Annotated in this window: 11 protein-coding genes; 2 read left to right on the top strand and 9 right to left on the bottom strand. The window is 59.5% G+C overall.

Annotation, left to right across the window (positions count from 1 at the left end):
- Positions 1–43: 43 nt before the first annotated feature.
- The 3 genes from J3U88_RS13285 to J3U88_RS13275 are packed head-to-tail and all read right to left on the bottom strand — an operon-like array spanning position 44 to position 5,651.
- A complete protein-coding gene (locus J3U88_RS13285) occupies positions 44–2,140 on the bottom strand; it encodes an ATP-binding cassette domain-containing protein (RefSeq protein WP_207859275.1) in 2,097 nt (698 codons plus the stop codon).
- Positions 2,128–5,145 (bottom strand): ATP-binding cassette domain-containing protein, encoded by a 3,018-nt coding sequence (locus J3U88_RS13280; protein WP_207859273.1) that lies wholly within the window; start codon positions 5,143–5,145, stop codon positions 2,128–2,130. Before J3U88_RS13280 ends, J3U88_RS13285 begins: the two co-directional genes overlap by 13 nt.
- Complete coding sequence (locus J3U88_RS13275; RefSeq protein ID WP_207859271.1) at positions 5,142–5,651, bottom strand: hypothetical protein; 510 nt, start codon at positions 5,649–5,651, stop codon at positions 5,142–5,144. Before J3U88_RS13275 ends, J3U88_RS13280 begins: the two co-directional genes overlap by 4 nt.
- Before the next feature lie 132 nt (positions 5,652–5,783).
- Here J3U88_RS13275 and J3U88_RS13270 point away from each other — a divergent pair, with 132 nt between their 5' ends.
- The gene (locus J3U88_RS13270) at positions 5,784–6,308 is read left to right on the top strand and encodes a heme-binding beta-barrel domain-containing protein (protein ID WP_207859269.1); all 525 of its coding nucleotides are present in this window, start codon (positions 5,784–5,786) and stop codon (positions 6,306–6,308) included.
- Here the strand turns inward: J3U88_RS13270 and J3U88_RS13265 are convergent.
- The 5 genes from J3U88_RS13265 to J3U88_RS13245 all read right to left on the bottom strand — a co-directional run bounded on the left by J3U88_RS13265 (position 6,290) and on the right by J3U88_RS13245 (position 10,399).
- Positions 6,290–6,601: a putative quinol monooxygenase gene (locus J3U88_RS13265; RefSeq protein ID WP_207859267.1), complete on the bottom strand. Its 312-nt coding sequence runs from the start codon at positions 6,599–6,601 to the stop codon at positions 6,290–6,292. The genes J3U88_RS13270 and J3U88_RS13265 overlap by 19 nt on opposite strands.
- Positions 6,602–6,620: 19 nt before the next feature.
- A complete protein-coding gene (locus J3U88_RS13260) occupies positions 6,621–7,676 on the bottom strand; it encodes an aldo/keto reductase (protein WP_423842051.1) in 1,056 nt (351 codons plus the stop codon).
- The gene (locus J3U88_RS13255; RefSeq protein ID WP_207859264.1) at positions 7,666–8,292 is read right to left on the bottom strand and encodes a DJ-1/PfpI family protein; all 627 of its coding nucleotides are present in this window, start codon (positions 8,290–8,292) and stop codon (positions 7,666–7,668) included. Before J3U88_RS13255 ends, J3U88_RS13260 begins: the two co-directional genes overlap by 11 nt.
- A gap of 15 nt (positions 8,293–8,307) precedes the next feature.
- Entirely contained in the window at positions 8,308–9,312 is a 1,005-nt protein-coding gene (locus tag J3U88_RS13250) for an ABC transporter permease (protein ID WP_207859262.1), read from the bottom strand.
- 70 nt (positions 9,313–9,382) lie between these two features.
- Entirely contained in the window at positions 9,383–10,399 is a 1,017-nt protein-coding gene (locus tag J3U88_RS13245; RefSeq protein ID WP_207859260.1) for an iron-containing redox enzyme family protein, read from the bottom strand.
- A gap of 2,129 nt (positions 10,400–12,528) precedes the next feature.
- Between J3U88_RS13245 and J3U88_RS13240 the strand changes: the two genes are divergently transcribed.
- Positions 12,529–13,764, top strand: coding sequence for a serine hydrolase domain-containing protein (locus tag J3U88_RS13240; RefSeq protein ID WP_207859258.1), 1,236 nt, complete (start codon positions 12,529–12,531; stop codon positions 13,762–13,764).
- 94 nt (positions 13,765–13,858) lie between these two features.
- Here the strand turns inward: J3U88_RS13240 and J3U88_RS13235 are convergent, their stop codons facing one another.
- Positions 13,859–14,557 carry a LytR/AlgR family response regulator transcription factor gene (locus tag J3U88_RS13235; protein WP_207859256.1) on the bottom strand — a complete coding sequence of 233 codons (699 nt, stop codon included), beginning with the start codon at positions 14,555–14,557 and terminating at the stop codon, positions 13,859–13,861.
- Between the last annotated feature and the right edge of the window lie 2 nt (positions 14,558–14,559).

Raw genomic sequence — 14,559 nt, 5'->3', positions numbered from 1 at the left:
GCACAGCACCTCGGCCGAAAGCAAAAACCCGCGCGGCGCCCGCTCATCGGTGCGCCACCAAAATCAGTGTTTTTGCATGGCGCAGTACACACTGCAACGTACGTTCTTTGTTTTCAGCATCAAGGGCGGCCAAACTCTCGTCCAACACGACGATGTCCGGCCGCTGCAACAAGGCACGCGCGAGGAACACGCGCGCGCGTTCGCCATGGGAAAGCTGCCAACCGGTCTCGCCCACCCGCTGGCGCTCGCGCGCGGGCATGCGGTCGAGCACGGTGTCGAGGCCCAGTTCCTTGCACAGGGTCAAGGCACGTTCCTCGTCGGCCACTTGCGGCGGCCAGGCGCAGCCGATCAGGAGGTTGAACAGGAAGGTCCCCGTGAACAGGTGGTTTTGGTGAAATTGAGGCACGGCGACCACGGCGCGACGCCGTCGGGTCGGCGTCATGGCCCGGGCGTCGTACCCATTGAGGAACAGCAAACCGGCGTTTTGGCGGCGCATGCCGGCGAGCAAGGAAACGAGGGTCGATTTGCCGCTGCCGGAGCCCCCTTCCAACAGGATCAAATCCCCTTGGTTTACGGCGAAATGGCAATCGCGCAACAAGGGTCGGCGTCCGTTGTAGGCGAAACCCAGGCGCGCGGCCTCCAGCAGCGGGGTCCCCTCACGCGGCGCAACCGGGGTCGCCTCGGCCAACGCGGCGCCGGCAACGGGATCGTGCGGCATCGAGCCCGCGCGGTACAGGTCACGAATCCGGGCGGCGGCGATGGCGGCGGTGATTATGGAAGCACAGCCGGTGGTGAGCCGGCCCAAGGCCTGCCACACGAGCAAAATCCCACCCAGCGCGGCGGCGGTCGTCCCGACGGCGCTTCCGGTGCCGACAAATAACAGGGCGAAGGCGGCGGTCCCGACCAAAAGCCAGCCACGCGGCACCAGGGTCAACACCAACAGGGTGGCGCGATCCATGGCGACGGAACCCTCGTGGTAATCGGCCAGCGCGGCATCCTCTTCGCGGTGTAGGTCATGTAAAGGCTGTTGGGCCAAACGGGTGCGGTAACCCACCATGTGCTCCACCATATCGTGGGTCATGGCCAACCGCTTGTCGGTCCAGGTCTGCCGACGCAGCCACAAACGCCGCACCAGCACCGCGGTTATTCCGAGCCAGGCGATCAGGACCAAGGGCAAAAGCGGCCCGGTTTGGTAGAGCACCAGCGCGGCCAAAACCAACTCCACGATGGACAACAGCGCGGGCACACCGCCACTCACAGCCTGACTTTCCAAGGCCTCGGCATCCATCACCCGGCCGTAGAGGCGACCCACGCCCAAACTGCGCATGGTCTCGGGTTCCAGTTGCAGCACGCCGGCGAGCAGGCGCCGCTTGAGGAAACCGCCCAGTTGGATGGCGACGGCGCCCTGCAGGTAGCGCACGGCGGCGGCGAAGGGAATGCGGCTAATTAACAGCAAAACCCAAACGGCAAGCCAAGCCGCGGTGATCCCGTCACCGAGCAAGGCCCGGCCGACAACCCACCAGGCGGCGAGCATCAAGAGGTACTGAACGGCGTGGCACGCGGGCAAAGCGGCGAGCGCGATGGCACCGCGGCCGTCGCGAAGCTGTCGCGGGAGCGAAGCGCTCACGGGGGTCCGCACCAACCAAATGCCGGTCACCATGCGCGCGCCAATGCGATCCATCATCAGCATGGCGGCGGCCTTGGCGCGACGGGCGGGTGCCACGCGGGCATGTTCCAGAAACCGATCGACCTCGTCGCGGTGCGGTTCTTCCAAAACCGCGCACAACCGACGCGCCAGCGCTTGCCGCGTGATCCAGCGCCTCTGCCGACCCGGTGCCAACACCTGCAGCCGGGCGCCACGCGCGGCGATGATCACCAGGAAACGGGGTTCATCCCGGTCGTCCAGTTGCACGACGGCGCGGGTAACACGGTCCAAGCGACGGCGTGCCGCGGCATAGGGCAAACCCACGGGTTCCAGGTCAACGCCAAGCGCGGGACCCAGCGCTTCAATCGGGCCTGAACGCGGATCGGCGACGACGGGCGCGCTGTCGGACCCCGGCACACCCCAACCTTTGGCGGCGTGTTGCAGGGCGACCGGCAAGGCGGCGCGGTCCCAGGTCAGGCGGTTCAGTTCTTCCATGCCGGAACCTTTAGCCCGCATTGCTCACAAGGCGTTCTCCCGCGAAGCATGAAACCCATGCGATTACGAGGGGTGCGGCCATCCGCTTTACTCAGTCGAGCAATACGCGACGGTGCGCTGCTACGCCGAAGGTCGGCCCTGCTCCGTTTGCGCTTGGTCGTCATCTTCGTACTCACAAGGCTTTCAGCTTCTCGCGACGAATCCTCGTGAGCAATTCGGGCTAGCCCGCATTGCTCACAAGGCGTTCTCCCGCGAAGCATGAAACCCATGCGTTTTCTTCGTTTGCGCTTGGTCGTCATCTTCGTACGCACCAAGCTTTCAGCTTCTAACGACGCATCCTCGTGCGGCATGCAGGCTCGCTGAGGTTCCAGCAAACGGCCCTCGACCAGCCGCCACTTGCGCCAAGCGGAGCGATTGTCAAAATGGAAGGCCTGGGTTTGCAATTCTTGACGCATCAGGGCGGCGAAGCGGGAATCGGCGTCGGCCAACAAGCGCTCGGGCGCACCGTCCTCGACCACGCGGCCCGCGTCCATCACCAGCACCCGAGGGAATCGCGCGGCGGCGCGCACCTCGTGGGTAATACAGAACATCGTGGCGTGGGACCACAGGTCACGTGCCTGTTCGAACAGGTGTTCCCGTTTGCTTTGGTCCAAGCCGCGAAAGGGTTCGTCCAAAATGACGCAGCGCGCGTTGGGCCGGGCGAAGGCCCGCGCCAAGCGCACCCGTTGCCCTTCCCCGCCCGACAACAGCCCGCCGGCTTCACCCAAGGCGGTGTGGTAGCCGTCCGGCAGTGTTTCGAGGAGTTCGGTTAAATCGGCCTGGCGCAACAAATCCAGCGGAGGCGCGCTGTTGTCGGTGCCGTAACGAATGTTCTCCTCAAGCGAGCGGTTCCACAAACACACGGAACCGTCGACCCAGGCCGTCTGTGCCCGCCAGGCCTCAAAGCCCGCGGCGGTAAGCGGGGCACCGTCCAGCAAAATGCGGCCGGCGCTGGGTTCTGACCAACCCAAGAGCAAGCCGACCAAACTGGACTTGCCGGCACCCGAGGCACCCACCACGGCGATGTGTTCTCCGGCTGCAACGGTGAGGGAACACCCATGGATCACGGGACGGCCGCCCAGGTGGAGGGCCACCTGTTCGAAGCGAACCTCGGGTCCGCCGGCCGCGGCCGACGCGGCCGGGACCTCCGTTGCCGGCGGCGGCGCGCCGGGTGCGCCGAGGGGTTCCAACAACCGCAGGGTGACGTTGCGGTAGGCGGGGAACCGGCGTACCAACTCGGCGATCTGCTCACCGTACATCGGCACGTTGAGGGCCCAGTAAATCAGCAACAGGTCACCACCCTGGGCGCCGTCCAGCAGGGCGCCGACAACCAGCACGGTGGTCAAAGCGGTCAACAGCGTGCGTTGCAAGGTGTCGAGCGCGACGGATTGCCATAAAAAACGCTTGGCGGCCCGAGCCCAGGCGGTCACCAGTCCCTCGTGTTCGGTGCGGACGGCGCGCTCGGCGCCGTGCGCTTTGATGGGCACCAGTCCGCTTAAGGCGTCGAGGTAAAAGGTACCCATCGAACCCAAATAGGTGCGTACCTTGAGATCGGTTTCCGTCAGGAAGGACAGCGCGCAAAAGGGACCGTGCACGGCCACGACGGCGAGCAACCCAATCAGCGGCGCGTAGCGGGGCGCCAACCAAATCATGCCGGCGGCGGTGACCAGCAGGTTCCCCACCACGGCGACGCCTTGGCCGGCGAGGGTGGGCAAATCGCGAACCTGCATCAGGCGATGGGCGCGTTCGGCCAAATCAGAGGTGGGCCGGCTGTGGAAGTAGCGATCACCCAGCCAGGGGATCTTGTGCAGGATCGCGAGCCGCAAACGCACTTCCAGATGACGACCCAAGCGCAGAATCGCGTCGAAAATCGGCAGTTGCAAACAGAGCAGCGCGAAGAGAAACACCAGCAGCGCGGTCATGGTTCCGAGCCGTTCACCGACATCGCTCCCCACGCCCAGCGTCAACAGGGCGCGGAACAGCAGGGCTTCTAAAAGCACGCCGACGGCCGCGAACAAAAGGCCGAACCCAACCAGCCATAGGATCCCGAAGCCGTCACGTCGCAGCAGCCGCAGCACATGACGCATCGGCCGTTGGCTGTCGTCCTCGCTCAGAACGGCGGCGGTTGTCGCATCCACGGACGACTCGGTCGGCGCCGGTTCGGGCGCGGCCTCGGCCTTGGCGAAGGTCACCAACACGGCACCGTCCAACCCCAAATAATCCGCGTCGTCCACGGTTTCCCGCACGGACCAATAATGAATGGGAATGGTGCGCCCGCGGTCGCCGTCGCTAAGGCCGGAATGGAACAGGTGGTCCAACATGCGCGCGGCCTCGGCACCGCGTTTCAAGGCCCCGGCGCGGACCATCAGGTACACCATGCGGCGCGCGGCGTCCAAACAGGCCAAGGAAAACCAAGAGGCGTCGGCAACGGCGGTTGCGATCAAGGCTTCGACCGCATGCTCGCGACAACCCAGGGTGCGCATCGAACCCCGCAAGGTATCCAGCGAACCCTCGCCGCCGGCCCATTCACGCCAATCCTCGGCGCCGACAACGGCGCGGTGAATGTACAACTCCTCGGCCAAACGATCCTGGTGCACCCAACGCCGTCCTTTGGCGGGATCCATCATTAATAAATAGGACCCCAGCTTGCGCCAGATCACGGCGAAATGGGGCAGCCCTTGGGGTAGCCGCAACACGACCAACGCGGGCAAAAGTCGTTGGGGTTGGGTCAACAAATGGTCGACGGGCAACATCAACTGATCCGCTTCCAGGCCAAGCTTCGCGGCCACGGCCTGGATGGTGTCGACGGAGGTGCCGTCCACCTCGGTGTTGCAGGCCTCGCGCAAACGGTCGTAAGCCGCGTTGATGCCGAAGCCGGCCAACACGGCTTTTAGGGAGGCGGGCCCACAGTCCATCGCCGAGGTTTGAATGACCTCGGGAATGAGAAAACGACGCGCCCGACTCATGGGGCGGCTTCCGCGGTCACGTGTCGACGGCCAAGCGCGGCCAAAACCCGCTGGAGCGGGGTAGCCTGTCCGACGTGGACCCGCGCCCGTCCACGCAAACCGTCCTGAAGCGGTACCTTGAAGGCGGCGGCGTCCACGGCGAAATCAACGGGGATGCGGCCGTCCGCGGCGGCCGGCCCGCGCGTCCCGACAACCCCCTGCAAACGGCCGAAACGCGGTTCGGCCAAGCCGTCGAGCTGAATCAGCGCGGTGGAACCCGGTACCACATGGGCAAGCGCGTCACCGGGTGAAAAGGCGGCACGAAAGGTCCAGGCGGCGGATCCGTCCGGCAAAGTGACCGCCGTTAGCAGGCCGTCGTGACCGTGGGCAACCAGCGGGAGGGGTCGCCCAACAAACCAAGCAACCCACAGCAGGAGCACGGCGGATACGGCGATCGTCCACAAAACAAAGGGTTTATAATGATCATGTTTAAGCGATTCAAGCGTTTCGGTAAAAGAGATCGGCATCGATCACCCCGGATATATGGTACATTTTCCCCGTAAGAGTCTATTATCCACGTTCAAGCTATTTTCCCAAACGTAAAGCACAAGCGCCACATCACACAATTTCTTAAGTAAAAAAATTTTCAGGAGTTTTCCGTGACCGACACCCCCACGTCCTCCACGGCCCAAGCACCAACCGAGGCCATGCAACACCTGACCGCCCTCATCGGCCGCTGGCACGGCCGCGGTTCCGGCCACTTCCCCACCATCGACGATTTTGCCTACGATGAGGAACTGGTTTTCGAGGCCAACGACCACGAACCCCTGTTGCATTACGTACAAAAGACCTGGCGTCTCGAGGGCGGCGTCCGGGTCGAACCCTTGCACTGGGAATCGGGTTTTGTCATCCCCCAAGAAAACGGCACCATCGAGATTTCCAACGCGCAGAACGGGGGCCGGGTTGAGGTTTTGGCCGGACCGCTGAAGCCGACACCCAACGGCTTCGAACTGGATCTGGCCAGCGTGGTGCTCACCCACGACCCGCGCCTGCATGCCTCGCACCGGCTGTTGCGGGTGGCGGGCAACCAACTCAGCTACGATGTTTCGATGGAAACCACACGGGTTTCCCCAATCCACCATCACCTGCGCGCCGAACTGAAACGTCAGCCCTCGGATTCGTAAATTTCCATGGAGGCGCTTGCGATATTGGGCCAAACGCCGAGGTACCATTCGCGGTAGGCGGGATCTTGGATATGGGCCTGCAAGGCGGCGAGGTCGGTCCACTTCTCGACGATCAGCACCTCGTCGTCCGCGTGGCCGACTTGGCCGGGCATACCGCTGTCGAAATGAACCGCGGGCACGTATTCAATGCAGCCGGGTTTGGCCTGAACCACGGCAAGGGTTTCTTTAAAGGCGTTGTAAACGGTGTCCCGTTGACCCGGCTCGGTTTGAAGTCGGGCGATGACATGAATCATGGTGTCCTCCGTGTTTGGTTCAGGTACGCAACCCGGCGGGCGGGTCGATCAGTTCGTCGCAGTAGCCGAACAGGGCGCGCCGCAACGGGTTAGATTGCAAGAATTCGTGGGGAAAACCCAAGGGCACGGCGCTGACACGATCCAGCCGTTCCAACTGATCCTCGCTCAGGGTCACCGACAGGCAGTCCAGGTTTTGCTTGAGCTGGTCGAGGGTGCGGCCCGCCACGATGGGAATGACCGGTGTCGGCCGTTGGCGCAGCCAGGCCAGGGCGACCGGGGCGGGGGCGACTTCCACTTCGCGCGCTACTTCCACCAGGGTTCGCGCCACGGCCAGCTGTTGTTCGCCGAGGCGATGCCCGTTCATCCGCACACCGCGTAGGCTGTCTTCCACGGACACGCCTTCCTCGGCGGCGACGTACTTACCGGTTAAGACGCCGCCGGCCAGAGGCGCCCAGGCCAAGACGCCGAGATTGAGCGCTTCGGCCATGGGCAACAGATCGCGTTCCGGCGTGCGCGCCGCCAGGTTGTATTCCGCCTGCAGGCCGATAAATTGCGACCAGCCGCGCAACTCCGCCATCATGTTGGCGCGCGAGACCACCCAAGCCGGGGTGTCGGACACGCCGATGTACAGCACCTTGCCGGCGGAGACAAGGTCGTCGAGACCGCGCATGATCTCCTCAAGCGGGGTACCGCCGTCCCAGGCGTGCAACCAAAACACGTCCAGGTGGTCGGTTTGAAGGCGCTGCAACGAAGCTTCCACGGCGCGCCGCATGTTCTTGCGGCTGTTGCCGCCGCCGTTGGGGTCGTCGTGACGGGTCGAGAGGCTGTACTTGGACGACACCACGAAGAAATCACGGTCGTGGTTGATGAATTCACCGAGGTAGCGCTCACTGCTGCCCATGGTGTAGACATCGGCGGTGTCGATGAAGTTGCCGCCCACCTCACAGAAGGCGCGCAGCATGTCGCACGAGGTGTCTTTGTCGGCGCCGAATTGCCAGTCTTCGCCGAAGGTCATGGTGCCGAGGCAAAGCTCGGACACACGCAAACCACTATTGCCTAAATGTTTATACCGCACTGGTCTGCTCCAATTTTTGTTCGGCCTCAACCTCGGTTGAAAAATACAAGCCTTCGCCGACCGGTTGTGCCGAGGCAATCACCGCATCGCGGATGGACTCACCCAGGAATTGTTCCAAAATCCAGCCGACCAGGTATTGGGCCGCGAAACAACCGCCGGCGGTTGCCACATTGCCTTGCACCACAAAGGGTTCCTCCACCACCTTGACCCCGTAGGCTTCCAGCAGGGGTTTGGCCGAGGGATAGGTAGTCGCCCGTTTGCCCGCCAACAATCCCAAGGCACCGAGGAACAGGGCGCCGGAGCAGATGGAAGTAATCAACTGACGTTCGGGGTCCAACTGTAGGCGCGCCAAATAATCGGCATCATTGACCAAGGGTCGATTGCCTTTGCCGCTGCCAAACACCACGGCGTCGGCGTGGCGGGCCTCATCAATGGTGCCGTGGGTGAGCGTGGTCAGGCCGGTCATGGAGCGGTGCTCGGGTTGGGTACCCAAAATACGCACCTGCCACCCGTCCAAATGCACGCGTTTCAGGAGATCCCAGGTCAGGATTAGATCGATATCGGTGTAGTCGTCGAACACAATCAGTGCAACGGTTTTGGAAAAGGTTTCCGTCATGACGCCCTCGCTCGTTTAAATGTCTGCAAATTTCATGGGTTTACGGAACAGGTACTTACCGTGCAGCGGTCGGTAGTACTGCCGCAGTTCATCACTTAACAGAAAAAACACATGCACCAGGTCGTGAAGCTGGTTGGTGAGCCGGTTTAGGTCGGCACGGTCGTTAATGTGAATCAAATCGAGGTTTTCAGCCAACAGCCGACCCTGCCCCTCGTCGATCATGCTTTGTTGCAGGCTGAGGAAAGGCCCCAGTTGGGCGGCGTCCCAACCGTAATGGTGGGTCGCGTTGGCTAACAGCGCCTCGCATTGGCCGGCGTCGAGGGCACAGGCTTCAATCAGCGCGGCCACGGCCAAAGCCCCGGCGGGCAAGGTTTCGAAGAGTTCGCGCATCAGGAAATCGGCCAAGCGGGTCGCCATCATCGGCGTGGTTTCATCCACCTGATCGCGGGACACGCCCAGGTTCGCCAAGGTTTCCAGCAGGGGTTGGACCCGACGGCCGGTTCGCTCGGCGTAACGCTGCAGCAACGGGGCAAGTGCCGGTGAATCACTCGCGCGCGCGGCGGCGAGGAAGGCCCCGGGCAGCGCCCGGTAGAAATGAACCAACTCCACCAGCCAGGCCATGAACACCCGCGGTGGCAAATCGTCACTCATGAACTGGTTGCCCATGTTCATCATGTACAGCTCTTCCGCCCACAAGGCGCAGCCGCGCTGGAGCATGGTGCGCACTTGCTCTATGTCCGGCGGCGTGTCGTCGGCCTGACGCAAGACATCGACCTCGGCCATGGCGCACACCAGGGTATCGACCTCGTCGACGGTTAAACCCGATTTGGCGGCGATGTCGGCCTGCGATTGGAAACCCGTGCAATAGCTACGCATTTTCAGGAACTTACGCGCATCGGCCTCGGGCACCTCGTAGCGGGAGGAACTGGTTATCAACAAACTGGTTTCGGTGGCCGGGTTAATCAGCCACACATTCTCTCGGAAAACCGGAAACGCGCGTGCGCGGTCCTGTGCATTCATAGAACGGCTCCGTTTCGAAACACATGGGGGCAGACAGGGGCGTTGCAGCAACGCCCCCGTTCCACCATCCCTAGATAGCGGCGAAATCAACCTTTTGACGCGGGATGTATTTGCCGTTCAAAGACTGGTAGTACTCACGAATTTCAACACCCTGCAAATCAAACGCGTGTTTGATATCGTGCAGCTTGTTGGTGATCACGTTGAGTTTTTCAACGTCGGTCACTTCAATCAGGTGGAGGTTGTCGTTCAACAACTCGGCATGACCCAAGCCGACGTCGATTTCCTGGTGATCGAAATAGGGTTTAAAGGCGGCGGGATCGATCCCGTAAAAACCGGCCAACTTCTGCTTGAAGTGCTCGATGGCTTCCTCGTTAAACTCTTGGGCTTCCAACATGGCGGCCACCATCAAAACGGTGCTGGGTTCAATTTCGTACAGCTCGCGCATGGTGAAACCGATCATGCGGGTGGAAAGCATCGGCGTTGAAGCACGCGCCTCGGCCTCGGAGACACCCAACTTCTCAAGGGTGCGCAACACGAACACATCGTGGTTCATTTCTTCTTGGGCGTAGCGGTCCAAAACCTTTTTGAGTTCGCCTTCCGCGTGGTTGGCGGCATGCTGGATGGCGTGGGGAAAATCGCTAATGTAGTGGTACATCTCCAACAACCAGCCGATTAAGGCTTCTTTGGGTAAGTCGCCGCGAACAAAGTCGTTGCCGATGTATCCGGCTTGCAACTCGCCGGCCCAAATATCGCAAATGGTTTTAAATTTTTGACGCACCACGGTGACGTCCAGTTGGCCGGTTGCTTCCTCGGGCCCACGCACCACTTGGATTTGATCCAAGGACTGAATCACATCACGCACCTTTTCCAGGGACAAGCCGCTGCGTTCGGCGACGGCCTCAAGCGTGTGGTGACCGTTGCAATAACTGCGCATTTTGAGGAAGGTGAGCGCCTCCTCGGTGGGTACCTCGTATTGGCCGTCGGCGGTGATGAGCAGGGCTTCTTCGTGCGAGGGCACAATGTGCCAAACATTTTCGCGAAGTCGGGGATAGGTTAAGTGACGCGGTAAATCTGAGACGGTTTGCATAATGTACTCCCTAAATAGGTACCGTTGCGATGATCAAAACGAAAGCGGCTCGTCAAACAAGCCGTGGTTCGGCCAAGAAAAGGCCGTCCGCCGAGACGACAAAAAGGGCCTGGCTCCAGCCCGCATTGCTTACCAGGGCTTCTGCCGCGAAGCCGAAATCCTGGTAAGCAATGCGGGCTGGGGACCGGCGGTCGTCGGCAAAAAACCAAGGTTGCGCCTGATCGGGACCGGTCAACGGCGCTTAAACTGAAACCCCGCACAAACCGCGGGGCCGGCAAAAAAACAAGGAACCGAGACAAGGCGTGGGGAAACCCCTCGCAAAAGGCGCCCCCGGTAACCCGTGGACGCCTCCCATAGGACAACCGACGCTAAGGGCAAAAAATTACCCTAGCGCCGAGGCGGGGTTTAGCCGCATACGAAAACAGCGCCGTCACGGCCACCGGCTTTAACGCCGGTTTGGATAGGCATGCCTTTGGCATCTTTCTTTTCAGTTTTTTTGGTGTTGTCAACTTTTTTGATTTGCATTGGAAATCTCCTTAAAGTTTTGATGATACAGGTCGGCAGATAGCATTAACGATTTCTCGCCAAGATCACTATCGCTGTTTTTCAACCTAGAGCAAGCCGACTTGATTTGCAAGGCGTAATTACGCGCATTACCGATTTTTCGTATTTTATATCACTCACGTATTGAATCGCTTTTTCTTGCATAAACTTATTCATTTCACACCAAAAAGGCATTCATCAGAAATTTAACCAAAACAGGCAAAACCCAAAAAACTCGGTTTCCAAGGCACACAACAACCCAAATGTTTGTTTTTTGCGAAACTTTGGGCTGATTTTCAACCGAATCATTTTTGGCAAAGGTTGCCGAGGTCATCGTCCCAAAGCCGCTTCGCCAGAACACACGGCTATCATTAACTATTTTTTTTCAGTGCTTTAGATCCACTAATTCCATACAAAAAAAGGCATAGGCTTGCCGTGAAGCGTTTTCCGACTAGGGCACAAGTACGGTGAAATCAACGATCTGGCCGATCTGTTGATGAGCCGTCCATCAAGGGGGCGACAGTAGATAACTTAAATATCTGTATTTTCAATACTTACCAGTATTCGCCGCCGCTTCCCGCTCCAGCAGACCGCTTCTCTCACCGACACCACTCACGAAAACAAAGCCTTTCACATCTTTTTAACAAAGTAAGTTATTTCACAAAAATGAGTCGCAACTAACCGACCTTACGGGGTCAAATAATCGACTGTCGGCACGCTTTAATCCCTTGGTTTGACCTACTTTCTGAGCAATACAAGAGATCCTCAGGGTAAAGATCGGTCCGCGCCCTAGAAACTTTTACGAAATTCCACGCGTATAGGAAAACAGAATCCGGGTTACAATGCTCCAAGCTCATGCCTATTCATAACTTGCTTTCTTTTCGCACAATCGCCTGCCTCTTTTAGGTTTTGCGTCCTCCCCCCCCCACAAAATTCACCAACCTTCAAGAATTTGATTCTTGACATAAATCCCCCACATAACGCCAAACATCCCGGTTTGACTCGGGACATTATTCGCACATGTGCACGCGGGTGCTTTTGCCGACCGTATGCTCGGGTCGCTGATTTTATGCAAATTTATGTGAATTTTATAAAACACGCGTTGCTCAACTTGTCTTCTACATCCGTCAGGAAAATTGGCGAAACGTCCACATCATTCTCAAAGGGCGCTCTCCCGGGTTCTCTTTACTCATACTAATTCTCACAACAAAAAACGGAAAACAATCGCCACAACACTCAACATAACCCATAGTATGCATCAAGTCATACCCGGCAAATCTTTGTCCATTTTTCTAGGTACATAAAATTTAAGAACATGAAAACAAATCAACCCGACTCAAACCAAAAGACGCTCTAAGATCCTGAAAAAACAACAGCTTTTGGGCGAAAGACCTAAAACGACCCACTTTTATAGAGACCCGCCGTTTTCAAAACGTGGTTCCCTCCACCCTACGGCGGGTTTTAGGTTTAACACGGTGGTTGGCGGGCTAACGGTTAGTCACGCCGCCGAACCGTTGATCCCAGCCCCGGAAGCATTGGGGAAATTCCCTCCGTAAGCTACAGGCAGATCGAGACAGGAGGCCCCCATGTGGAACACCCAAATTACCCAAAGGTTCATGACCTTCACCCTATTCGTCAGCTTGACCTGCTTTGTCGCGGCGGGCACACCCCACGCTAAAAACCACGCACCCGAAGCCACCGCCGCCGAGGCCGAACTCAGCTTTTGGGATGTGCCCCAATTGGAAAAAGGATTTATCGACACCGCACCCCCCGCCCGAAAAGACGGCTTACCCGTCGGCCGTTTAGGCGTCGACGGCGGTGATAAACACAAAATCAACGCCCTCGCCGAGGAAATTTCCGCCGGCAAACGCGGCAAGTTCGACAGCCTACTCATCGCCCACGAGGGCAAACTCCTGTTCGAATCCTATTACTTGCGCGGCCGCATCAACCTGCCCCACCCGCAAGCCTCCACCGCCAAGGCCTACACCAGCCTGGTGCTCGGCCGCGCCATCCAACTGGGCCACCTCACCATGGCCGACTTGGACAAACCCCTCGTCAGCATTCTCAAAGACCTGGATCCCAGCAAATTTGTCGCGGGCGCCCAGAACATCACCCTCCACAAAGCACTCACCATGCGTGGTGGCATCAAGATCACCGAGGAGCAACGCAAAGCCTTTAAGGACATCCCCGACCAAATTAAAGGCCAAGGCATGGTGCAAACCCTGCTCGAACAAAGCAAACCCATCGCCGCCGCCGACCAACACTTTGATTACGGCAACTACAACCCCAACCTGATCATGCAGGTGGTCGACGCGGTCGTGCCCGGCAGCGCCGAGGACTTCATCAAAACGGAACTGCTCGACAAACTCGGCATTACCAACTACCAATGGCACAGGGCGCCCAGCGGCCTGCCCGAATCCGGCTGGCGCGTCAGCAAAACCACGCGCGACATGGTCAAATGGGGCACCCTGGTTATGAACGACGGCCAATGGCAGGGTGAGCAACTGATTTCCAAAGCCTACATCCAACGCGTGGTGAAACCGGTGATCCCTTTGACCCACGAGCAGGCCGGCAACTTTTTCGACATCACCGAACAGGTTACCAATCCCGGTTACGGCTACTTCTGGTGGCATGCCGATCTCAAAGTGGGCAACAAAACCTACACCACCGTTTCCGCCCAGGGCGGCGGCTGCCAGTTCATTATTTTGGTCAAAGAACTGGATCTGATGGTGGTGCTCACCGCCCATGATAATTCCATCGGGCCGCTGCAAGTCACCGCGGAACGCATCATCCCCGCCTTCACCCAACAGAAAATTAATTAAGCCGAAGGAAACCCCGTCGCACCGGCCGCAAGATGTCACCGTCTTGCGGCCGGTGTTGTTTTGTTTCGAAACCCAAGAACGCACCCGGCAAAGGTCAGCCCTCGAATTCGGCTTTCAAATCTTTGTAACGTGCACGACTAACCGGCAACCGACACCCATCCGAGAGGATCAGGTCGTGTTTGCCGCCGGAGGCGGTTTGCAGGCCGCGCACCTCGCCGCGCATCACCAGGTACGACTTGTGGATGCGCAGGGCGCGGTCCCCAAGGAGCGCGGCCAAACGGTTCAAGGTTTTTTCGCAATCCACCCGCTCACCGTTTTTCAGATGCAGTTCGCTGTAGACGCCGGCGCCCTGGATAAAACGCAGGGTGTCGATGGGAATCATCCGCAACCCCGCCCGCTCCCGCACGGTTAAAAATTTGAGATGCCGCCCGGCGTCGCTCGCCCCATCGAGCCTGGCCAGCGCTTGACGCAAGCGTTCCGCCCGGTAGGGTTTGGCGACAAAATCGAGGACACCGTATTCGAAGGCTTCCAGGGCACGGTCGGTATTGGCGGAAACGATTATGGTGTGGAAACGACAGGCGACGGCTTGCTTGAGGATGTCGAACCCATTGCGGCCGTGCAGGTTGAGGTCGAGGAACAGCAGATCGACCGGGCGTTCGGCCAAGCTGTCGAGACCGTCGTCCAGCGTGGTTTCGATGCGGATCGAGCTGAGCTTATCGCCCAGGAGCTCGCGAATCAGGTCTTGCAGATCCTCGGCAATCGGCCATTCATCCTCGACGATAAGTACATGCATGC

Source organism: Acanthopleuribacter pedis (assembly GCF_017377855.1).
Classification (GTDB): domain Bacteria; phylum Acidobacteriota; class Holophagae; order Acanthopleuribacterales; family Acanthopleuribacteraceae; genus Acanthopleuribacter; species Acanthopleuribacter pedis.
The sequence above is the reverse complement of the archived record's forward strand: the minus strand, read 5'-3'. Positions and strand labels throughout refer to the sequence as shown.

What these genes read in the sequence shown, in the direction of transcription:
- J3U88_RS13285 (WP_207859275.1), bottom strand. Translation starts at nt 2,140, where the DNA reads ATGGAAGAACTGAACCGCCTGACCTGGGACCGCGCCGCCTTGCCGGTC.
- J3U88_RS13280 (WP_207859273.1), bottom strand. Translation starts at nt 5,145, where the DNA reads ATGAGTCGGGCGCGTCGTTTTCTCATTCCCGAGGTCATTCAAACCTCG.
- J3U88_RS13275 (WP_207859271.1), bottom strand. Translation starts at nt 5,651, where the DNA reads ATGCCGATCTCTTTTACCGAAACGCTTGAATCGCTTAAACATGATCAT.
- J3U88_RS13265 (WP_207859267.1), bottom strand. Translation starts at nt 6,601, where the DNA reads ATGATTCATGTCATCGCCCGACTTCAAACCGAGCCGGGTCAACGGGAC.
- J3U88_RS13255 (WP_207859264.1), bottom strand. Translation starts at nt 8,292, where the DNA reads ATGACGGAAACCTTTTCCAAAACCGTTGCACTGATTGTGTTCGACGAC.
- J3U88_RS13250 (WP_207859262.1), bottom strand. Translation starts at nt 9,312, where the DNA reads ATGAATGCACAGGACCGCGCACGCGCGTTTCCGGTTTTCCGAGAGAAT.
- J3U88_RS13245 (WP_207859260.1), bottom strand. Translation starts at nt 10,399, where the DNA reads ATGCAAACCGTCTCAGATTTACCGCGTCACTTAACCTATCCCCGACTT.
- J3U88_RS13240 (WP_207859258.1), top strand. Translation starts at nt 12,529, where the DNA reads ATGTGGAACACCCAAATTACCCAAAGGTTCATGACCTTCACCCTATTC.
- J3U88_RS13235 (WP_207859256.1), bottom strand. Translation starts at nt 14,557, where the DNA reads ATGCATGTACTTATCGTCGAGGATGAATGGCCGATTGCCGAGGATCTG.